At 63.7% G+C, this 20,804-nt stretch carries 19 protein-coding genes and 1 pseudogene; 15 read left to right on the forward strand and 5 right to left on the reverse strand.

Annotation, left to right across the window (positions count from 1 at the left end):
• Positions 1 to 184 precede the first annotated feature (184 nt).
• Entirely contained in the window at positions 185 to 406 is a 222-nt protein-coding gene (locus tag ACVWY3_RS33095) for a hypothetical protein (protein ID WP_456842203.1), read from the forward strand.
• Between the two features lie 145 nt (positions 407 to 551).
• Here ACVWY3_RS33095 and ACVWY3_RS33100 read toward each other — a convergent pair whose 3' ends face one another.
• The 4 genes from ACVWY3_RS33100 to ACVWY3_RS33115 form a co-directional block, all read right to left on the reverse strand.
• Positions 552 to 1,055: a DUF6496 domain-containing protein gene (locus ACVWY3_RS33100; RefSeq protein ID WP_456842204.1), complete on the reverse strand. Its 504-nt coding sequence runs from the start codon at positions 1,053 to 1,055 to the stop codon at positions 552 to 554.
• A gap of 67 nt (positions 1,056 to 1,122) precedes the next feature.
• The gene (locus ACVWY3_RS33105; RefSeq protein WP_456842205.1) at positions 1,123 to 1,905 is read right to left on the reverse strand and encodes an alpha/beta fold hydrolase; all 783 of its coding nucleotides are present in this window, start codon (positions 1,903 to 1,905) and stop codon (positions 1,123 to 1,125) included.
• Between the two features lie 3 nt (positions 1,906 to 1,908).
• On the reverse strand, positions 1,909 to 3,204 hold the full coding sequence (locus ACVWY3_RS33110; RefSeq protein WP_456842206.1) for an O-acetylhomoserine aminocarboxypropyltransferase: 1,296 nt from the start codon (positions 3,202 to 3,204) through the stop codon (positions 1,909 to 1,911).
• A gap of 237 nt (positions 3,205 to 3,441) precedes the next feature.
• Positions 3,442 to 4,230 (reverse strand): IclR family transcriptional regulator, encoded by a 789-nt coding sequence (locus ACVWY3_RS33115; protein WP_456842207.1) that lies wholly within the window; start codon positions 4,228 to 4,230, stop codon positions 3,442 to 3,444.
• A 126-nt stretch (positions 4,231 to 4,356) separates the two neighbouring features.
• Between ACVWY3_RS33115 and ACVWY3_RS33120 the strand changes: the two genes are divergently transcribed.
• Genes ACVWY3_RS33120 through ACVWY3_RS33145 form a run of 6 tightly spaced genes read left to right on the forward strand, consistent with a single transcriptional unit; the run spans position 4,357 to position 8,962 of the window.
• Complete coding sequence (locus ACVWY3_RS33120) at positions 4,357 to 5,322, forward strand: Bug family tripartite tricarboxylate transporter substrate binding protein (protein WP_456842208.1); 966 nt, start codon at positions 4,357 to 4,359, stop codon at positions 5,320 to 5,322.
• Positions 5,323 to 5,326: 4 nt separating this feature from the next.
• Entirely contained in the window at positions 5,327 to 5,944 is a 618-nt protein-coding gene (locus tag ACVWY3_RS33125; RefSeq protein ID WP_283083537.1) for a flavin reductase family protein, read from the forward strand.
• Positions 5,945 to 5,997: 53 nt separating this feature from the next.
• Entirely contained in the window at positions 5,998 to 6,858 is an 861-nt protein-coding gene (locus ACVWY3_RS33130; RefSeq protein ID WP_456842209.1) for a fumarylacetoacetate hydrolase family protein, read from the forward strand.
• Between the two features lie 3 nt (positions 6,859 to 6,861).
• Positions 6,862 to 7,665, forward strand: a complete 804-nt coding sequence (gene hpaH, locus ACVWY3_RS33135; RefSeq protein WP_456842210.1) for a 2-oxo-hept-4-ene-1,7-dioate hydratase — start codon at positions 6,862 to 6,864, stop codon at positions 7,663 to 7,665.
• A gap of 25 nt (positions 7,666 to 7,690) precedes the next feature.
• A complete protein-coding gene (locus ACVWY3_RS33140) occupies positions 7,691 to 8,074 on the forward strand; it encodes a RidA family protein (RefSeq protein ID WP_027561465.1) in 384 nt (127 codons plus the stop codon).
• A gap of 12 nt (positions 8,075 to 8,086) precedes the next feature.
• Positions 8,087 to 8,962, forward strand: a complete 876-nt coding sequence (locus tag ACVWY3_RS33145) for an amidohydrolase family protein (protein WP_456842211.1) — start codon at positions 8,087 to 8,089, stop codon at positions 8,960 to 8,962.
• A gap of 175 nt (positions 8,963 to 9,137) precedes the next feature.
• Here the strand turns inward: ACVWY3_RS33145 and ACVWY3_RS33150 are convergent, their stop codons facing one another.
• Positions 9,138 to 10,145, reverse strand: coding sequence for an LLM class flavin-dependent oxidoreductase (locus ACVWY3_RS33150; protein WP_456842212.1), 1,008 nt, complete (start codon positions 10,143 to 10,145; stop codon positions 9,138 to 9,140).
• A gap of 160 nt (positions 10,146 to 10,305) precedes the next feature.
• On the opposite strand from ACVWY3_RS33150, the pseudogene ACVWY3_RS33155 reads away from it, so the two are divergent.
• From ACVWY3_RS33155 to ACVWY3_RS33190, 8 genes and pseudogenes are all read left to right on the forward strand, one after another.
• Positions 10,306 to 10,503: pseudogene (locus tag ACVWY3_RS33155) on the forward strand (ferric reductase); the annotation flags it as partial.
• A 714-nt stretch (positions 10,504 to 11,217) separates the two neighbouring features.
• Positions 11,218 to 12,318 carry an IS4 family transposase gene (locus ACVWY3_RS33160; RefSeq protein ID WP_456836948.1) on the forward strand — a complete coding sequence of 367 codons (1,101 nt, stop codon included), beginning with the start codon at positions 11,218 to 11,220 and terminating at the stop codon, positions 12,316 to 12,318.
• A gap of 338 nt (positions 12,319 to 12,656) precedes the next feature.
• Positions 12,657 to 13,757, forward strand: a complete 1,101-nt coding sequence (locus ACVWY3_RS33165) for an IS4 family transposase (protein ID WP_456836948.1) — start codon at positions 12,657 to 12,659, stop codon at positions 13,755 to 13,757.
• Between the two features lie 442 nt (positions 13,758 to 14,199).
• Positions 14,200 to 15,462 (forward strand): tyrosine-type recombinase/integrase, encoded by a 1,263-nt coding sequence (locus ACVWY3_RS33170; protein WP_456842213.1) that lies wholly within the window; start codon positions 14,200 to 14,202, stop codon positions 15,460 to 15,462.
• A 192-nt stretch (positions 15,463 to 15,654) separates the two neighbouring features.
• Positions 15,655 to 15,849, forward strand: coding sequence for a helix-turn-helix transcriptional regulator (locus ACVWY3_RS33175; RefSeq protein ID WP_456842214.1), 195 nt, complete (start codon positions 15,655 to 15,657; stop codon positions 15,847 to 15,849).
• A 181-nt stretch (positions 15,850 to 16,030) separates the two neighbouring features.
• Positions 16,031 to 16,582 carry a hypothetical protein gene (locus tag ACVWY3_RS33180; RefSeq protein ID WP_456842215.1) on the forward strand — a complete coding sequence of 184 codons (552 nt, stop codon included), beginning with the start codon at positions 16,031 to 16,033 and terminating at the stop codon, positions 16,580 to 16,582.
• On the forward strand, positions 16,582 to 20,409 hold the full coding sequence (locus tag ACVWY3_RS33185) for a hypothetical protein (protein WP_456842216.1): 3,828 nt from the start codon (positions 16,582 to 16,584) through the stop codon (positions 20,407 to 20,409). The genes ACVWY3_RS33180 and ACVWY3_RS33185 overlap by 1 nt, the downstream gene beginning before the upstream one ends.
• 64 nt (positions 20,410 to 20,473) lie before the next feature.
• A complete protein-coding gene (locus tag ACVWY3_RS33190) occupies positions 20,474 to 20,782 on the forward strand; it encodes a hypothetical protein (RefSeq protein ID WP_456842217.1) in 309 nt (102 codons plus the stop codon).
• Positions 20,783 to 20,804 lie beyond the last annotated feature (22 nt).

Genomic DNA, 20,804 nt, shown 5'->3' on the forward strand with positions numbered 1-20,804 from the left:
CCTCGAGCCTGAAGCCGCGATATGAGAACCGATCACCAGCGTAACAGAGGCGACATGCATGCGTGCATGACGCGGCGCTGTTTCTCGGCGGCCACAGGCGCCTGTTGTTGCTGACCGTCTCTTAGCAACGCCGCACACCGGAAATCCCAAGACAGGAACGCCGAACTTCGGCGAACGAGCAGCCATGTCCCAAGCCCTATCGAACGCCTACATCATCGAGATCCACGATCGTGCCGCCGGGATCATCACCCGCGATGAGCGCGGCTTCCGTTTCTTCTCCTCCGAGCGCCTGTTCGACAGTCTCGAAGGCCGCCAGTTCCGCTCGGCGCGCGAGGCCGAGCGGGCCGCCCGCGCCGTGCTCTCCGAGCGGAGTCGCCGCGCGAATTCCCAACTGTTCGCCACCTGATCTCAGGTGTGGATGGCCGGGACAAGTCCGGCCATGACGCTCGTGGCGGCCGTCTTCGTCCAAGCTCTTGAGCAGGAGGCGGTTCCGCCTCATCCTGAGGGGCCTCGCCAGAGCGCAACCTCGGCCTATACCAGCGCGCGACTGTTCAACTCCGGCGGCGCGACCGGGTGCGTGCCGCCTTCTGTGCTGCAGCGGAGCGGGCCTTGGCGCCCTTGGTGCGACTGGCCTTCCGCGCAGCGGCCGAACGCGAAGCTGCGGTGCGCCGGCTTGCGGCGCGCTTGCCCTGCTTCGACAGCGCGCTGCGCGATGCGGTCGAGCGCGGCTCCTTCTTCAACACGCCTTCGACGGCGCGCGACACTTTCGGCCGGCGCTTCGCCGTGCGTTTGCCCTGACCGACCTCATAGGCGTATTTGGCGCTGCGGCGCGTCGACTTCTTGGTGCGCCCTTTGCGCGGCGGCGGCAGGTCGACGCCGGCGCGGCGCGCCTCGGACAGGCCGATGGCGATGGCCTGCTTGGTCGAGCGCGCGCCGTGCTTGCCCTTCCTGATCTTGTCGATCTCGTCCTTGACGAACTCGCCGGCCTGCGTGCTCGCCGATTTGCCGGCACGCTTGTCCTGCTTCGCTTTGCGGATGATTTCCTGTCTTGGCATGGGTCAAAATCCCGTTTCAGTCACAGGGGTGTCTGACCGCAACGCGCGACGCGGGAGATTGATCCTATCAGGCCCTCAGCGCCGCCAGCAGTTCATCCGGGCGTTCGGCCATGATCATGTGACCTGCGCCCGGCACCACGACGGTCTTCGCGTGCGGGATCGCTGCCGCAAGCGCCTTGCCCGCCTTTGCCGGTGTCATCATGTCCCGCTCGCCGAGGATCAGCGTCGTCGGCACCTTCACGCTCGCAGCAGCCGCAAGTGCATTCGCATAAGCATTGCAGGCCGACAAATCCCTGAACAGCACGCCCGGCTCGCAATGCTTGAGCACCGCCTGCGCGCCGCCATGCATCCACAGGCCGGGCGCGAGGCTGCCGCCGAGCTCGGCCTTGAAGCCGAGGCCCCAGATCGAGACCATGTCGTTGGCATCCTGCGAATTGGCTTCGGCGGCCTTGAGCAGATCGGGCCCGACCGTCATGGTCGCGGCGGTGCCGACCAGGCTCAGCGCGGACACCTTGTCGGGGTGGCGGGCCGCCGTCTCCAGCGAGATCAGCGAGCCCATGGAATGGCCGATCAGGTGCGCCTTCGCAGCTCCCGCGGCATCGAGCAGCGCGGCCGTCCAGTCGGCCATCTCGGCGATGCTGCCGAGCGAACGGCCGGTCGAGCGGCCGTGACCGGGCAGGTCGGGCGCCAGCACGCCAAAGCCGTGATAGGCGAACCAGCGCGTGTGCAGCGCCCAGGTCGAATGGTCGAAGCCGGCGCCGTGGATGAAAACCACGGTAGGCAGGGACTTGTCGAAGTCGCGGCCGCCGTTCGCGACAAACACCTCGAGGCCGTTGACGGAGAGCTTCATGGTTCAGACCTTTTGCGAGATGCGCAGCGCCTGCGCGAGATCGTCGATGATGTCGGAGGCGGTCTCGATGCCGACCGACAGCCGCACCAGCTCCTCGCCGATGCCGGCTGCCTTGAGCTGCTCGGTGTCCATCTGCTGATGCGTGGTCGAGGCCGGGTGGATCACCAGCGTCTTGGCATCGCCGACATTGGCGAGATGGCTGATCATGCGCAGCGATTCGATGAACTTGCGGCCCGCAGGCCGCCCGCCCTTGATGCCAAAGGAGACGATCGAGCCGGCGCCGCGCGGCAGCAGCTGTTTTGCGAGCTGGTAGTCGATGTGGTCCTCGAGCGAGGGATGCAGCACCCAGTCGACGGCCTTGTTGGATTTCAGCGCCTCCAGCACGAGATGCGTGTTCTGCATATGGCGGTCCATGCGCACGGGAAGCGTCTCGACGCCCTGCAAAAGCTGGAACGCGTTGGTCGGCGACAGGCAGGCGCCGAAATCGCGCAGGCCTTCGGTGCGGGCGCGCATGATGAAGGCGGCCGTGCCGAACTGCTCGTCGAAGACGATGCCGTGATAGCCGCCATAGGGCTCGGTCAGCACGCCGAACTTGCCCGAGCCGCGCCAATCGAAGCGGCCGCCATCGACGATGGCGCCGCCGATCGCGATGCCGTGGCCGCCGATCCATTTGGTCGCCGAATGCATCACGATGTCGGCGCCGAGCTCGATCGGCCGGCTGAGATAGGGCGTGGCAAATGTATTGTCGATCAAGAGCGGGATCTTCGCCTCATGCGCGATCGCCGCGACCTTGGGAATGTCGAGCACCTCGAGACCGGGATTGCCGATGGTCTCGCCGATCACGAGTTTCGTGTTCGGCTTGATCGCCGCGCGGAACGCCCCGAGATCGCGCGGCTTCACGAACGTTGTGGTGATGCCGAAGCGCGGCAGCGTATGCGCCAAAAGGTTGATAGTGCCGCCATAGAGCGAGCTCGACGCCACGATATGGTCGCCGGCATTGAGCAGCGTGGCGATGGCCAGATGCAGCGCCGCCATGCCGCTCGCGGTGCAGATCGCGCCGACGCCGCCTTCGAGCGCAGCAAGCCGTTCCTCCAGCACGCCGGTGGTCGGGTTGGAGATGCGCGTGTAGATGTGGCCGGCGCGCTCCAGGTTGAACAGCGCGGCGGCGTGGTCGGAATCCTGGAACACGTAGGACGTGGTCTGGTAGATCGGCACCGCGCGGGCGCCGGTCGCAGGATCCGGATGCTGGCCCGCATGCAGGCTCAGGGTCTCGAAGGAAGGCGGTTTCGGCGCGGGCATTGCGTGGCCTCGTTGGTCATTCGGCGAGGCGGCCGTTGTGCCATAAAACGGAGCGTGAAGTCAGCCATTGACAGCGCCGATGGCGGTGCGCTCCCTCGCCCCGAATGCGGGAGAGGCGAAGGAGCGCCGTCAGCGCTAAGGCATGATCCGGAAAAGTGCGAAGCGGTTTTCCGGAAACATCATGCGTAAACAACAACCTAAAGGCGCGATGACGATTCATCCAAATCTGATCGCGCTTTAGCCGATCGCCTGCTCGATGATCCGCGCCTCGCGGAGCAAGATCTCCGCCACCTCCTGCTCGCGCCGTGGTCCGAGCCTCGTCCGGACGGCGGAGACCGTCATTGCCGCGGCGGGCTGGCCGTCAGGCGTCTTGATCCAGATCGAGATCGATTTCGTGCCCTGCACGAGGCCGGTCTCTCGCATGTAGTAGCCGCGCTTGCGCGCCGACGTGACCTCGCCCAGCACGGTCGCGGCGTCGGTGTGATAGGCCTCGAACCGCTTCTCGTTGGCTGCAACGATCTTTCGTGCCTCCTGTGCTGGCATCGCCGCGAGGATGGCAACGCCTGCGCTGGAGACGCCGAGCGGCCGGCGCGCGCCGATCTCGATCGACAGCACCTGGATCGGATAGACGCCGATCCTGCGATCGACGCACAGCGTGTCGTTGCCGGTCCGCACCGTCAGGAACAGCGTGTCTCCGATCTCGGCGGAGGCGCGCCGCATCGACGGATTGGCGGCGACCAGCAGCCGCGACGGCCGCGGACGCGCGAGCGCCAATTCCGGCACCTGATTGCCGATCGCATAGCGGCCGCTCTTCTCGTTCCGTTCGACGATGCCTTCCTCGATCAGCACGTGGACGATGCGATGCACGGTCGGGCGGGTGAGGCCGGTCGCCTGCACGACTTGGGCCAGCGGCACGCCGTCCTCGCGGCCTGCTGCAAGAATGCGCAGCACCGCGAGCGCGCGCCGGATCGTTTGTGCGCCTTGCCGCGGTTCCATCGCGCTGCGGGTGGATTCTGCTCTGTCCATAATATGGACGAGAACGCCACAATTCGCTCGACAGGTAAAGCGCGCATCTGGAGATTGCGCTTCCGTCGGGATGCCCTGCCGTCAGGGCAACCGACCTGAAATTGGAAGCGCCGCCGGGAGGTTAACATGAGATTAATCTGGTTTGCCATAGCTGCCGCCGCCGCGATGCTGGCGGGACCTGCATCGGCCCAGCAATGGCCGGCGCGCAACGTCAAGCTGATCGTGCCCTATCCTGCCGGCGGCAATGTCGATAGCGCGGCGCGCATCATCGCCGACAAGCTCCAGGAAAAGCTCGGCCAGCCCTTCATAATCGAGAACAAGGCCGGCGCCGGCGGTATGATCGCGGGCGAGGCCTTCGCCAAATCAGCGCCCGATGGTTACACGCTGTTCGTCGGCGCCAACGGCCCGGTGCTGTTCGCGACCGAGATCAACAAGCGCGAGGCCTATAACTGGAAGAAGGACTTTTTGCCGATCTCGACCATCTCGATGACGCCGTTGGTGCTCGAGGTGCATCCCTCGGTGCAGGCGACGACCTTCAAGGAATTCATCGACCTCGCCAAGCGCGAGCCCGGCAAGCTGACCATGGCCTCGCCCGGCCCCGGCACCACCAACCACCTGCTCAGCGAGCTGATGCAGTCGAGCCTCGACCTGCAATGGGTCACCGCGCACTACCGCGGCAACGCGCCGGCCATCAACGACCTCTTGGGCGGCCAGGTGCAGTTCGCATTCGACCAGCTCACGGTCAGCCTGCAGCACATCAAGGCCGGCCTGTTCCGCCCGCTCGCCGTCACCAGCCCGCATCGCCTGAAGTCGCTGCCGGACGTGCCGACCTTCGCCGAGCTCGGCTACAAGGATTTTGACGGCCAGACCTTTACCGGCCTGTTCGCGCCCGCGGGCACGCCGGCGCCGATCGTGGACAAGCTGCACGAGACGCTGGTTGCGATCCTGAAGGACCCCGGCGTGGTCGACAAGTTCGAGAAGCTCGGCGGCGAAGCAACGGCGATGACGCCGGAGGAGTTCAAGGCTTATCTCGAGCGCGAGGACGCCAAATGGATTCCGGTCGTGCGCAAGGCCAACATCAAGGCTGACTGATCGCATGCGGATCGATCCCACCGAGCTCGGCGCCGAGCGCATCTATCGCCTGATGACCGGCATCGTGGTGCCGCGCCCGATCGCGTGGGTGACGAGCCTCTCGAGCAAGGGCGTGCTCAATCTCGCCCCGTTCAGCGCCTTCACCTTCGTCTCGCAGAAGCCGCCGATGCTCGCCATCAGCGTCGGCCGCAAGGGCGCCGACTACAAGGACACCGCGCACAACATCCTCGATACCGAGGAATATGTGATCCACATCGCCGATACCCCGCTGATGTCGGCGGTGCACGATAGCTCGGTCGAGCATCCACCTGAGATCAGCGAGGTCGAGCATCTCGGCCTGGAGACGGTGCCGTGCGAGCGCATCAAGGTGCCGCGCCTTGCGGCGGCGCCGGTTGCGATGGAATGCCGCTTCCGTCAGTGCCTCGAATTCGGCGAGGCCAAGAGCCGGCTCATTGTCGGCGAGGTCGTGATGTTCCACTTGCGCGACGGCCTCGTCAACGACGGCAAGGTCGAGACCAAGGCGCTCGACCCGATCGCGCGCATCGGCGGGCCACGCTACGCCCGCCTCGGCGAGATCGTGACGCTGAACACCGTGTTCCAGACGCCCAAATCGAAAGACTGAGCACGCGGCCAGCCGCGCCGGCCTGCGCCGGAAAATCATTGGAGGAAACGACAATGCGACTCGTAAGCTATCTCCTGGACGGAGAGCCGCGCTATGGCGCGGCCGTTGAAGACGGCGTGGTCGATCTGACCAAACGCATCGGCCGCGACTTCTCCGACGTGCGGGCCTTGATCGCGGCGAACGCGCTCGCCGATGCGCAGGAAGCCGCGGCCGGACAGAAGCCGGATCACGCGCTGGAAGATCTCGTCCTGCTGCCGCCGGTGCTCGCCCCGGAAAAGCTCTGGTGCATCGGCGTCAACTACGCCGAGCGCAACGCCGAATACAAAGACAATTCCGACCTGCCCAAATATCCGAGCCTGTTCGTGCGCAGCATGTCTTCGATATCAGGCTCCGGCCAGCCGCTGGAGAAGCCTGACGTCTCCGACCAGCTCGACTACGAAGGCGAGCTCGTCATCGTGATCGGGCAGGGCGGCCGTCACATCCCGCGCGAGAAGGCGTGGGCGCACATCTTCGGCATGACGCTCTGCAACGAGGGCACGGTTCGCGACTGGCTGCGTCATGGCAAGTTCAACGTCACGCAAGGCAAGAACTTCGACCGCTCCGGCAGCATCGGGCCGTGGATCGTTACCGCGGACGAGCTCGACCCCCGCGGGCCGCATGACATTGTCACCCGCGTCAACGGCGAGGTGCGGCAGCAGGACACCACCGAGCGGCTGATGTTCCCGTTCGACTTCCTGATCTCCTATCTCTCCACCTTCGCCACGCTGAAGCCCGGCGACATGATCGTGACGGGCACGCCGACCGGCGCCGGCGCACGCTTCGATCCGCCGCGCTGGCTCAAGGTCGGCGACGTCGTCGAGGTCGAATCGAGCCGCATCGGCGTGCTGCGCAACACCGTCGCCGCGGAGAGTTAAATCATGCTGGATGCCGCGACGATCGAACGCCTGGCCGCGCGCCTCGACGAGGCCGAGCGCACCAAGGCGCTGATCCCGATGTTCTCGAAAGAATATCCGGACTTCAGCATCGAGGATGCCTACGCCATACAGCGCGCATGGACCAAGCTCCAGCTCGGCCGCGGCCGCGTCATCAAGGGCCACAAGATCGGCCTGACCTCGAAGGCGATGCAGAACGCGGTCGGCATCAATGAGCCCGATTACGGCGTGCTGTTCGCCGACATGTTCTATGCCGATGCGACGCCGATCCCGTTCGACCGCTTCCATGCGCCGCGCATCGAGGTCGAGCTCGCCTTCGTGCTGAAGGCACCACTGCGCGGGCCCGATTGCACCATCTTCGACGTGCTCAATGCCACCGACTACGTCACGCCGGCGCTCGAGATCCTGGAAACGCGCGTGCATCGCGTCGATCCCGCGACGGGCAAGACGCGCAAGGTCATGGACACGATCTCGGACAATGCGGCCAATGCCGCGCTGGTGCTCGGCGGCCGGCCGATCCGCCCGATGGATGCGGATCTGCGCTGGATCGGCGCACTGTTGTTCCGCAACGGCGAGGTCGAGGAGACCGGCCTTGCCGCCGGCGTGCTCAACCACCCCGCCAACGGCATCGCCTGGCTCGTCAACCGCCTCGCGCCACACGGCGAGCATCTCGCGAGCGGCGAGGTGGTGCTGGCGGGGTCTTTCACGCGGCCCGTCGACATCCGGCGCGGCGACACCTTCCATGCCGATTATGGCGCGTTCGGCTCGGTGTCGTGCCAGTTCGTCTGAACCAACAACAAGCAGGGAGCGTACCATGACACGGCGCAAGAGCATCCATATCGGCGGATTCAAGCACGCCAATCCGATTCCGAACGCCTGCCGCATCGGCAATCTCGTGATGTCCGGCGTCATCCTCGGCCGCGATGCGGCCGGCGTGATGCCCGAGAGTCTCGACGCCCAATGCGCCAACATGTTCGCGCATATGAAGGCGACGGTGGAGGCCGCCGGCGGCACCACCGACGACATCATCAAGATGACGGTGTGGCTGAAGGACCGCACGCAGCGCGGTCCGGTCAATGTTGAATGGCTGAAGATGTTTCCGGACGAGCACTCGCGCCCGGCGCGCCACGCGCTGCCGATGGACAACATGGATGGCGGCGCGCTGGTGCAGTGCGACTTCACCGCCGTGATCGACTGAGGAGATTTGCGCATGCCGACCTATCTGCCGTTCGATCCCAATCCGCGCCGCCCAAGCAAGCCGCCGCCACCGAAGAGCGTCGACAGCCAGTTTCACGTGCTCGGTCCGATCGAGAAATATCCGGAGCGTCCCGGCGCCGCCTATCGGATGCCGACCGCAACCTGGGAGGCGGCCTTGCGCATGCACAAGGCGCTCGGCATCGAGCGCGGCGTCATCGTGCAGACCACGACCTACGGCGCCGACCATGCCGTCGTGCTCGACGGCCTCGCCGCGATGGGTCCGAACTATCGCGGCTGCGCCAACGCGCTGGTGTTCGCGGAGGCGAGCGACTCTTATCTTGCCAAGCTGCACGAGGCCGGCGTGCGCGGCGCGCGCTTCAGTTTTCGCCAGGAGCTCGGTGCCGTGCTCTCGGACGCCGACTTCGCCCGGGCCATCGCGCGGATCCGCGAGCTCGGCTGGTACGTCAAGATCCAACCGGAGAAGGATGGCATCGTATCCAGCGTCGCCAAGTACGAGAATCTCGACGTGCCCGTGCTGATCGACCACATGGCGCGGCCCGATCCGGAAGCCGGCAAGGACGATCCGAACCTGCGCAAGATGCTGGAGCTGCTCAAGAAGGGCAATTTCTGGGTCATGCTGTCGCTCGGCGAGAAGACCTCGAAGGCCGGCGCTCCCTACGACGACGTGATCCCGATCGCGCGCGCCTATATCGAGGCCGCACCCGACCGCTGCGTCTGGGCCAGCGACTGGCCGCACCCGGTCTCCGTGAAGCAGCCGCCGAACGATGCCGATCTGCTCGAACTGATGTACCGCTACGCGCCCGATCCGACCGAGCTGGAAAAGATCCTGGTGCACAATCCGGCCAAGCTGTTCGGCTTTCCGGATTAGAGCGCGCGAAGCTCGCCACGATCACGGTGCACTCTCTCTCCCGCTTGGCTTGCGGGAGAGGGGCGGGGTGAGGGCTCATTGCTCTTGGGGATTGTCCCATTGTGGAGACACCCTCTCCCCAGCCCTCCCCCGCGTGCGGGGGAGGGAGCGCACCTCCGTTGAGCTGCGATCGCCCTCACACCGCCGGCTGCTGCGCCAGCCGATCCCGCACCTCGGCCGCGATCTCGAACGAGCGCAGGCGCGCCGCGTGGTCGTAGATCTGGCCCGTGGTCATCAATTCGTCCGCGCCGGTCTCGGCGATCAGCGCCTTCAGCTTTTCCTCGACCACGTCCGGCGAGCCGACTGCGGAGCAGGACAGCGACTGGCCCACGCCGGCCTTCTCGGCCGGCGACCACAGCGCGTCCATGTCGTCGACCGGTGGCGGCAGGGGCCCCGGCGTGCCGCGGCACAGGTTGATGAACTGCTGCTGCAGCGAGGAGAACATGCGCCGCGCCTCCGCGTCGCTGTCGGCGGCGAACACGTTGACGCCGATCATCGCATAGGGCTTGTCGAGCTGGGCCGACGGCTCGAAGCGCGCGCGATATTCGCGCAGCGCCGGCATCATCATCTGTGGCGCGAAATGCGAGGCGAAGGCGAAGGGCAGGCCGAGCATCGCCGCAAGCTGCGCGCCGAAGGTGCTCGATCCCAGGATCCAGAGCGGCACCTTCGTCCCCATGCCCGGCACGGCGCGGATCGCCTGGTTCGGCTGCACGTCACCGAGCAGCGCCTGCAGCTCCAGCACGTCGTGCGGGAAATTCTCGGACGTGGTGGCGAGGTCGCGCCGCAGCGCCCGCGCGGTCAACTGGTCGGTGCCCGGCGCTCGCCCGAGGCCGAGATCGATCCGGCCGGGATAAAGCGATTCCAGCGTGCCGAACTGCTCGGCGATGACAAGCGGCGAATGGTTCGGCAGCATGATCCCGCCAGAGCCGACGCGGATCGTCTTCGTCCCGCCTGCGACATGGGCGATCACGACTGAAGTCGCCGCGCTCGCGATCCCCGTCATGTTGTGATGCTCGGCGAGCCAGAAACGCTTGAAGCCCCACGTCTCCGCATGTAGCGCGAGATCAAGCGAATTGCGGAACGCCTGCGACGCGTCGCCGCCCTGACGGATAGGTGCGAGGTCTAGGATGGAGAAAGGGATCATGGGCGGGGTACCGGCGTGGAGGGACTGCGAAGATCATATGTAATGCCAGCGTGCAGGAAGCTGCTCTCGCCGCCGGCGGCCGCATTCACAACCCTGTTATTGCGACGTAGGGCGTCCTTCGTCTCGACTGGGCGTGTTGCGCCTGTTGCTGCTGGCCCGGGTGATCCTGATCTGGACCGCCCTTGTCACGGCGATCGGCGTGCCGATCGCGTTTGCCGAGGCTAGCGAGCAGCTCGCATAGCGCGGCCCGGTCTACATCCTCGCCGGCTTCGCCGGGATCATCGCCCTCGGCCTCGTGCTCGTTCAGCCCCTGCTGATCGGCGGCTATCTGCCGGGCTTCTCGGCCTATCGCGGCCGACTACAGCAATGCCAATGAGTGCAGCGAGTTTCTATGAAGGCCGAAGGCGACCAGGCCGGCCAGGAGCAGTGCAGTTCCAGTCACGATCAGGCAACACGCAAACACTATTGGAGCCTCTGGTTCGTCACGAATGACAAAGACGATAATAGATAAAACTTTACCGACAATCGAAAGGAAGAATTAACCTTACCTGCGCGACCCGTCGGGCAACACGCCCGCCTCCTGCCAAATCCCGTCAATCCCCTTCCGCAAAAATATTCCGCTTTACCGAAATTCGGATTTGCGGCACTATCCCGCCATCCCGGTCCCCGGAGGAGGGGCGATCGTACGTCGTGTCGAACGTGGATCGGGGTGCGGTGGACGCGGCAGCGCCGGGCACGGGTATGCGGGACCAGGGCGAGATGAACCTCGTGAGGTCTTTGCTCCGTGCGGAACGGACGGCGCTGTGTCCGGCGAAGCTCCTCGAGCGAAGCCGGGCCGACGCGAACGGCGAAAGCGCGTGGTCCTGACCGTCGTTGCTACGGTCAAGCCTTGCGGAGATGGATCGAGGCTCAACCGGGCCTCAAGCCATCGCCAATTCGCGAGGTGACGGAGGCCAGAAGGAACTCGGCTCCGGGGAGAGCGCGTATAAGCCGTCAACCCATCGCGCAGGGAAGGCCGCATAGGCGTTAAGTTTATTCTTGAGTGTTGGAATCACACGTGATTCCAAGGGGCATGGCAGACGAATCGCTTCTAAATGAGGACTGGACGAGAGTGGTTGCGCAGCTGGGTGGGGCTGAGCAGCTTGAGATAAGCGCGCGCCAGACGAAGGCTTTCGCGCGGCGGCGCCAAATTCCAGACGCGGTGGCGTTGCTTCGGCTGATGCTGGCCTATTGTTTAGGGGAAAGAGGATTGAGATCGACAGCTGCGTGGGCGGCTTCTGTTGGCCTTGCGGACCTCAGCAGCGTGGCGTTGTTCTATCGCCTGCGTCAATGTGGCGATTGGTTTGCAGTGCTGGTGGAGAGCTTGCTCGATGCGGCAGCGCCGAAGGCGAGCCGAGGCCGCCTGATCCGCATCGTCGATGCGACGACAGTACCTCAGGCCGGGCCGACTGCCCGCAGGAGCAGTGAGCTTTGGCGGCTTCATAGTGCATTTGATCTGCCAAGTGAGCGCTTTGGTCACTTCGAGCTAACGGATCAGCAAGAGGGCGAAACGTTTGACCGGATACCAGTAGTCAAGAACGAGATCCGCATTGCTGACCGCGCTTATCTGCAACCTGACCGCATCGCGGCTGTCCGCGCGGCTGGTGCCGACGTTCTGATCCGAGCAGGCTGGAAGAACGCGCGCTGGCTTGATGCCCAAGGCCTTCCATTCGATCTGATGGCCCAATTGCGTGCGGCAAAGGCACGCGGACTGATCGATCGGAGGATTTGGATCAAACGCAAGGACGGGGCGCCTCTGGCTATGCGTCTGGTTGCGGTCAAGAAGCCCACCGGTGCGGCCGCGGCTTCGCGTCGTAAAGCTCGGCGAGACGCACGAGACGAAAACCGCATCATCTCCAAAGGGACTCTGGAAGCCGCGGATTGGGTCATTCTGGTCACGTCGCTCGCACGGGACGAGTTCTCCGCCAAGGATGTGCTTGCACTCTATCGACTGCGATGGCGGATCGAACTTGGCTTCAAGCGACTGAAAAGCCTGATTGGTCTCAAGACACCGCCTGGAACTGATCAGCGTTCGGCGAAGCCCTACCTGCTGGCTCACCTCTTGATTATCCTGCTGCTCGAGCCGCTTGTCCGCGACTTCGAGGACTCTCCCCACTGGAAGCAGGCCGCCTGACGACACCTGGCGGTTGGCGTATCTTGCAACAACTCGTTGCATCCTTGCTGCAAGCAATCATTCCACAACCAACCATCCGCCGCTTGCGCCGCAGTAAGCGAGCGCTCGGGCGGCACCTGCGCGAGCCTCCCCGAAAACGTCAATATCAATCAATGCTTGCGCTACCTTAACGCCTATGGGGAAGGCCGGGTGTTCTCCGGCCCACCTGTTTCCCGCCTGCGCATTTGCGTGTGCAATTTCTTCGCGCAGCGGATCATGGGTGCCAGCCGGCACCCGGCCTTCCCCATAGGCGTTAAGTTTATTCTTGAGTGTTGGAATCACACGTGATTCCAAGGGGCATGGCAGACGAATCGCTTCTAAATGAGGACTGGACGAGAGTGGTTGCGCAGCTGGGTGGGGCTGAGCAGCTTGAGATAAGCGCGCGCCAGACGAAGGCTTTCGCGCGGCGGCGCCAAATTCCAGACGCGGTGGCGTTGCTTCGGCTGATGCTGGCCTATTGTTTAGGGGAAAGAGGATTGAGATCGACAGCTGCGTGGGCGGCTTCTGTTGGCCTTGCGGACCTCAGCAGCGTGGCGTTGTTCTATCGCCTGCGTCAATGTGGCGATTGGTTTGCAGTGCTGGTGGAGAGCTTGCTCGATGCGGCAGCGCCGAAGGCGAGCCGAGGCCGCCTGATCCGCATCGTCGATGCGACGACAGTACCTCAGGCCGGGCCGACTGCCCGCAGGAGCAGTGAGCTTTGGCGGCTTCATAGTGCATTTGATCTGCCAAGTGAGCGCTTTGGTCACTTCGAGCTAACGGATCAGCAAGAGGGCGAAACGTTTGACCGGATACCAGTAGTCAAGAACGAGATCCGCATTGCTGACCGCGCTTATCTGCAACCTGACCGCATCGCGGCTGTCCGCGCGGCTGGTGCCGACGTTCTGATCCGAGCAGGCTGGAAGAACGCGCGCTGGCTTGATGCCCAAGGCCTTCCATTCGATCTGATGGCCCAATTGCGTGCGGCAAAGGCACGCGGACTGATCGATCGGAGGATTTGGATCAAACGCAAGGACGGGGCGCCTCTGGCTATGCGTCTGGTTGCGGTCAAGAAGCCCACCGGTGCGGCCGCGGCTTCGCGTCGTAAAGCTCGGCGAGACGCACGAGACGAAAACCGCATCATCTCCAAAGGGACTCTGGAAGCCGCGGATTGGGTCATTCTGGTCACGTCGCTCGCACGGGACGAGTTCTCCGCCAAGGATGTGCTTGCACTCTATCGACTGCGATGGCGGATCGAACTTGGCTTCAAGCGACTGAAAAGCCTGATTGGTCTCAAGACACCGCCTGGAACTGATCAGCGTTCGGCGAAGCCCTACCTGCTGGCTCACCTCTTGATTATCCTGCTGCTCGAGCCGCTTGTCCGCGACTTCGAGGACTCTCCCCACTGGAAGCAGGCCGCCTGACGACACCTGGCGGTTGGCGTATCTTGCAACAACTCGTTGCATCCTTGCTGCAAGCAATCATTCCACAACCAACCATCCGCCGCTTGCGCCGCAGTAAGCGAGCGCTCGGGCGGCACCTGCGCGAGCCTCCCCGAAAACGTCAATATCAATCAATGCTTGCGCTACCTTAACGCCTATGCGGCCTTCCCTGCGCCCTCCCATTGGAGGAGGGCGAAAGAGGAGAGCAAAACTCGGGCGTTTGGTGCCGCGAGAATGCCGATCTGCGTGTGATTGAACCGAAGAAATGGTGCTGCCAGACAGGATTGAACTGTCGACCTCTCCATTACCAAAAGTGTGCCCCAGCTCCGCGTGATTCCGCGCGAGCCCGCGCGCTCCCGAAAATACTGGGCAATCAGTGACTTCCGTGAGACACTATCCCGACGCAGCCCGCGCGAGCCCGCAAATGCGTGATTCCGGGGTGCTTCCGGGCATAGGGGTGAAGAAAATGCAGAATCGAGTGAACCTCACCGAGGAGCGCATCAAGGCGCTGAAGCCAGAAGAGGGCCGCGAGGTCGTTCTTTGGGATTCAGAGGTGCGCGGGTTTGGTGTGCGCTGTTGGCCGTCGGGTCGGAAGCTCTTCATCCTGTTGTACCGGGCCGGCGGCGGAGGCCGGAAGGCGCCGCAACGGCGCATGACGCTTGGCGAGGTTGGTTCTGTCCGATTGGCCGATGCTAGGACGGCCGCCCGCAAATTCGCCGGCCAGATTGCTGGAGGTTTAGACCCTCAGAGCCAGCGGAAAGAAGCCTTGCGCCGCGATGCGGCGCGCTTGGACCGTGCGATCGATGCTTACGAAGAGCATCTCAAGGGTCGGCACGTAGTCAACACGGTGCACATCGTCTCTCTACTGCGGCGGGAACTGCTGGGGCCGCTGGGGAAGGTCGACGTGCAGACGATAGACCGGCAATCGGTTGCGAACCAGGTCGCCAAGCTCGAGGAGCGAAAGAAGCCCGGAGCCGCTCAGGATCTGCGTTCGAAAGCCGCGACGTTCCTCAATTGGTGCGTCAACCGCGGCTTGCTCCATGCAAACCCCTTGGCCGGCTGGCGCCGCGATCGCAAAACGCGCGCTCAGTTCACTTCGCGAACCGGAAGGGCGATCCCGGAGGCCGAGCTCAAACTCATCTGGCGCGGTTGTAGCGCAGTTTCGGCGCCGTACGGGGACTATGTGCGGATCCTCTTGCTGCTAGGACAGCGGCGGAAGGAAACGGCTCTCATGAAGCGATCAGACGTTGACTTCACGAAGGGCGTTTGGACCATTCCAGGACCGCAAACGAAGAACGGCCGAGAGCATCGCGTCCCGCTACCAGCATTCGCTCTAGCGATTCTGCAGCGCCAGAAGAAGTGGGCGAAGAGCGACTACGTTTTCGCGGGCGCCGGCGGCAAGCGCATGACGGGGTGGTCCAAGCGCCAGCCCGATCTCGTGAAGAAGTGCGGGGTCAAGTTCAATTTGCACGACTGCCGCCGCTCGTTCCGTTCCGGTCTCTCTGCCGCAGGCGTAGAGGAGGAAGTAGCCGAGATGATGCTCAACCACACGCGCGAAGAGCTTCTCGAAACATACGATCGCGAACCGCGATGGAAAGAGCGCGTCGATGCGGCGGATCGATGGGCTAAATACGTCGCTCGTGTTGTTGCCGACGCTGGGGTTACGGATCTCGCCGCGAGCGCGTGATCGAGATATCCAGCTCCAAGAGTCCCCTTGTCGATCGCGTTTTGTCGATTTTGATGATTTTAGCGCGTCGACAAAATCGACAATGCGTCCGATTCTGACGCCATATTCCCACTTAGATAGGATGTGGCACGATGAACACCGCTACCGCCCCAGCGAAAAACCATTCTGATGCGCTTGCGGGTAAGCTGACTTTTGGGCGCAATCGCGCGGCTGGATCCGGAAACGCTGTTGCGTGAAAGCGAGGCCGCTGAGGTGCTCCGGCTGAGCGAACGCACGCTTGAGCGCTGGCGCTCCCGTGGTGAAGGGCCGAAAGCCAAGAAGATCGGCGCGCGCCGTGTTGCCTACTCGGTCCGTTCGATTCTGGAATTCGCAGGCGTCGCGGCCTAAGTAAGGGCGGCGATCTGCAAAAAGCTAATCTGCCCGCGGCGCTTGACCCGCGCTCATCTCATTCCCTCATTTCGCATTCGGCAACCTTATCTTCTCAAAGAGGCTCTCCGCGGTTCGGTCGAAACACTTCGGCCCCCGCACAGCGTGTCAGCGCTGAACGAGGGCCGAAGGAATGCTTTGAATGAGCGTACAATCTACCACGCGACCCGTGGATTTTCCAGCGCATCTGATGTCGACGGCTGAAGGCAACTATCACGCGCCTTGGCGCGACCAGGCGCCGTGGCCTGGCCGATCAATGCTTAAAGTTTACGAGCCGCCGCCAGACACAAGCTCGACTGATTTGGACGAGCACGCAAGCAGCGTAATTCTTTACTTAGGGCCGGGTGTGCGCGTCACCACTGCGACCAAGCGCCTTTTTCATCAGTACGTCGCGAAGGCGCTTCCCGACCGCGTTGAAATCGAATTCTCGAGCCCAGCTGGCGGACTATCCACCCCAAGCGTATTCAAATCGTCGGCCGTAGAGTGGGCTCTTGGCGAATGCGACGAAGTCTTGATTGCTGTGGATCGAGAGCGCGGCCTAGCAACCGGCGAGGCGCACCGCGTTTTAGCACCAAAGCAGGTCGTGTTTCGTTGTCAGGAGCGGGAAGTCGATGGCTGGGTCCGCTACCTGAAACCACGCCTTAAGGGGAGGCATAGACTTACGGTCATCCATCTCGCCGCGGGCCGCGCCTGATGACCGACACCGTGACGGTTCTAACGTCGCTTAGTCGGCCGCTGACAAAGACGATCGTCAGGAGCCGAGATGGCAGCATCGAGACGCGCACTCAGCAAAACGTAAAGTTCTACCGGGGAGAAGAGCTTAGCGTCTCCAGCATCCGCGACTTCGCCGACCTTCTTGAGAGGACATCGGTCGATCCGCGTAAGTGTGTCGTGCGCGGGGCGATCGCTCCCGGTATTGATCGCGAGCGGATGTTGCGTCGAAAGTTTCCAAAGGATGATGGGCCAGCAACTTTGGTCGAGAAGCCGCGCCGATGGATCCTGTTCGATATCGACGGCGTCGCACTGCCTGCCGATTTCGATCCGTTGGCAAGCCCTGCTGATACGGTGAAATTGGTGCGCGCCAAGCTGGCGCCGTGCTTTCACAATGTCGCGTGTTGGTACCAATACACGGGCAGTGCGGGCATCAAACCCGGCTTGCACATCCGGCTCGGCTTTTGGCTTGATCGCCCGCTCGGTGAAGTGGAGCTTAAGCAATGGCTTGGCCGAAAAGTCCCGGAGCCCGGGAAGGCGACAAAAACCTGGTTTCGCGAATATCCAGTTGACCCAGCCGTGTTCACCACAATTCAACCGATCTACGTCGCCGCGCCGATCGTCGAGGCGGCCGCTCAAGACCCTTTGGCTGGTCGATGTCCGCGGTCCGGTCTGATCGGCGGCAGTTCGGACAGCGTAGTTGTGCCGCGTTTCGACTACCCGCGCCCGATCGAACGGAATGCGGTCTTGGGCGCGCCGGGTGGGGGCGTCGGCGCGACCTTTTCGGAGTGCCTCGCGGCCATCGGCGACCATGAAGGCGGCGCCGGCTGCCACGGCGCTCTGAAGCACTGCGTCGCCGTTTATTGGCGTCGGAACGGGTCGAGCGCCAGCCCAGAGAAGCTGAAGCGGCTGTTGACCGAGCGGGTTGCCGCCGCCGAATGGGATTCAGAGGTTCATCCGCCGGCTTATCGCCGAATGGAGCTCGACCGTATCGACACGCTGATCGATTCGGTCCGCGGTCAACAGCGAGCGTCTGAGCAAGCTGAGGAGGAACGCCGCGCGCGGGCGTCGTGCCCTTGGCCGGATCAGGGAATGCCGCTGGCTGAGGCCCGGCCCGTGCTGCAAGCAGCCGTAGCGCGCTTCTTTGACGAAGCGGTGCCGAAGGGGCTCGCCGACTGCGAGGCGTACGAAGAGGCCCTTGATGAGCACCGCGCGGCACGGGGGGAGCTTTCGGCCGAAGTCGAGTTCGAGGAAATCGACCCGGAAAGCATCTTTGCATCAAACGACGAACCCACACCACCGCAATACGCTCAGTGGGGCATTAGGATCACGCCTGGCGCTGGCAAGACCCACACTGCGATCGAACGAATTGTCCAGTACGCGAAGGAGACCGGCCGGGGCGTTGTTTATGCCGTGCCAACGCACTCCAAAGCAGAAGAGATCGAAGCGGACATCAATAGCCTCGCGGGCGAAACGCTCGCGGCCACATGGCGCGGCATTGATCGCGACGATCCAGCCCGGCCGGGCGTGAAGCTTTGCCGGCGCGGCGAGCTGGTCAAAGCCGTGGTGAAGTCGTCAGGCTCAATAAATGACGTCTGCGGTTCTCCGAGCCGAGGCTTCTGCCCCTTCCGTGGCGACTGCGGTTACCGACAACAGGCCGACCTGGCGCCGCGCGTATGGGTCACGACGCATGCAGCCCTCGCAACGAAGCCTCAAGGCTCGATGAAAGATGCGACCGCCTTGATCATCGACGAGGCTCTCACGCTGGGTAGCGCTCGCGATGACGACTTGCCGCTCTCTGACTTCGCCGTTCCCCGGGCGACACATGCGCGCCTTGAACGGTGGCTGAGGCGGGCCCGGGCGGCCGTAGAGCGGGTGGCGCCCGGCAGCTACCTGCCGCGGGCCCCGTTCGAGGCCGAGGGTCTCAGTGAGGCCGCTTGCGCCGCCCTCGGTGCGGGCGAAGCTTACGGCTATGCTCCCGTCGCCAAGGCTTTCGACCCGCGCGAGGACGACGACGCAATCCAAGCGAGTATCGAGCCCGTCGCCTTGTCAAACGGGTTGGTTCGCGTCCGCCAGACGTTCTGGCGGCATCTAAGCGAATTGCTCGGTAGCGAAGAGCCCACATCGGCGCGCATGAAGCTGTTGGCCGGTGATGATCCGGCGATCCGTATAGCGACGCCGGCGCGTCCGCACCCGGATTGGCTCAAGCGGCCGGTTCTCCACTTGGACGCAACGCTTAACGAAAAGGTCGTCTCGAACTGGCTTCCTCGGTTCGAACTGGTCGCAGACATCCGGGTCGAGCGGGGCGCCGGCGTTTTCTCCGTGCACCAAGTTGTCGACCAAGCCGTCAGCTACGGAAAAGTAGTGCCCGGCGCCGGTGGTGATCAGAGCCCGCAGAAGCGATCCTCGCAACAGGCCTACGCGCAAAGGATCATGCGTACAATCGAAGTGAAGGCCGCAGAAGACCGCAGGGCAGGCGGGAAGACGGGAGTCATCGCCCCGAAAAGCCTCGAAGAGTACCTGGAGCAGACGTGGAACGCGTGGAAGACGCGGCCTTCTAACTTGATCCTGAACCACTACGGAAATATTCGGGGGATGAACAACCTCGAGGACTGCCTGCGAGAGATCCTGATCTCGCGCACTGAGCCGCAAGCCGGCGAGATCGAACGAATAGCGCGGGTGGAATTCGGACGACATCCGACCGCGTCAATTGGGGCAGGTTTCTACCCCACCCGCATAGTTGCATTGCGCAGCCCGGGCAATGCCGTCGTTTCTGTTGAACAACCATACCATCCGGATCAGCTGGCCGACGCCCTTCTGGAACAAATCCGCGATGCAGAAGTCACGCAAGCCGTACACCGTGCGCGGCCCGTGCAACGAGGGAAAGACCGCCCGTTGGTCATCGAGATCGTGGCGGGAGTACCGGTCGACATCACAGTCGACAGCACCGGGACCTTTGAAGAATGGCTTGAGACCTCTCCGACACGCCTTCTGGCAGCGCGTGGGTTTTGGCCGGCCAGTTGGGAAGGCAAACAGGCGACTTTGGCGGACCTTTTTCCGACGCCCACGGCCGTCCGTCGCTGGTTTGAGAAAAATCCGACCGAAATGGCGCTGCGCGAGGCGGTCGATGCGGTGCTGGCGGCGAAAGGTGCCCTTCGTCCTTATAGAGAGATTCTTATAAGGGCGGAGGGCACGTTACGGCACGTCGAGGTCTGGCCGCTGTACAGGTACAAGGTCAAAGGTTCGAGGCGGTCGCATCTGGTCGCGGTCGATCCGGCTCTGCATCCCGACGCTGCGGCGGCCTGGTCGGATCGACTCGGCAGTGCCCTGGCACTATTCGAACCGGCGGGCGCGGACATAGAGCCGCCCACCGTCGAAACCTGCCCCCCGCTTGTCCTCCGGCTCCCGCGGGCGCCGTCCATCGTGTCCGACATATTCGGCACCGACCGCCGAGATCCGGCCGCGGCGCCTTTCCCGACGGCGCCCTTACATGTTCGGACGGCCGCTGGTGACGTTCGCTTCTGGCCGGTCGAGGATGAAGGCCGGCCTATCCTCGCGCGCACACTGCAACCGCCCCGTCGGGCCCTCGCGGCTGAACCCGTGCTGACGGTCGAACGTATCTGCGATCACCTCGGCATTTCCCGTTTCGCGCTCAAGAACCACATGGGCAAGTCGCGGTTTCGGAAGCTCCCCGGCGCGGAGTGGGAACGCGCGGCGATTCAGTGGATGACGCTCAAGGTCGGTCGTGAACAATTCATCGGCGCCGTGCGCGCGCTCGCGGAGAAAATGCGACAGGCGGAGCGCGCGTGAGCACTCCACTGCTTGCAGTCGACGGCCGCTCCGGCATCCTCCTGCGACGCGCGGGGAGGGGACAATGAAAACCAGGACCGCGATCGCCTATGCCGCGCTCAGCGCGGCGGTATGCGCTTGGAGCAACCAGGCGGATGCAAACGAGAAGCTCGGCTTGGTGGTTCGCCGGCTTGCAGACGCCTGCGTCGGAACGATCATCTCGAACGGCGGCCTCGAAAAAGTCGTTAGGTCCGGAATGACCGCAACGGTCGTTTGCAGCTGCGCGGCGGAGATTGAGGTCGCCCGAGGCAGCTTTGCCAAAGAAGGGTTCGACGCTTGGGCAGTGCAGCCGCAGTTTAAGGAAACGCTGGTGCGTTGTGCGGGGTCTCAGTGAAAAGTGACGTCTACGGCGACGT

This window comes from Bradyrhizobium sp. USDA 4486 (genome assembly GCF_054057995.1).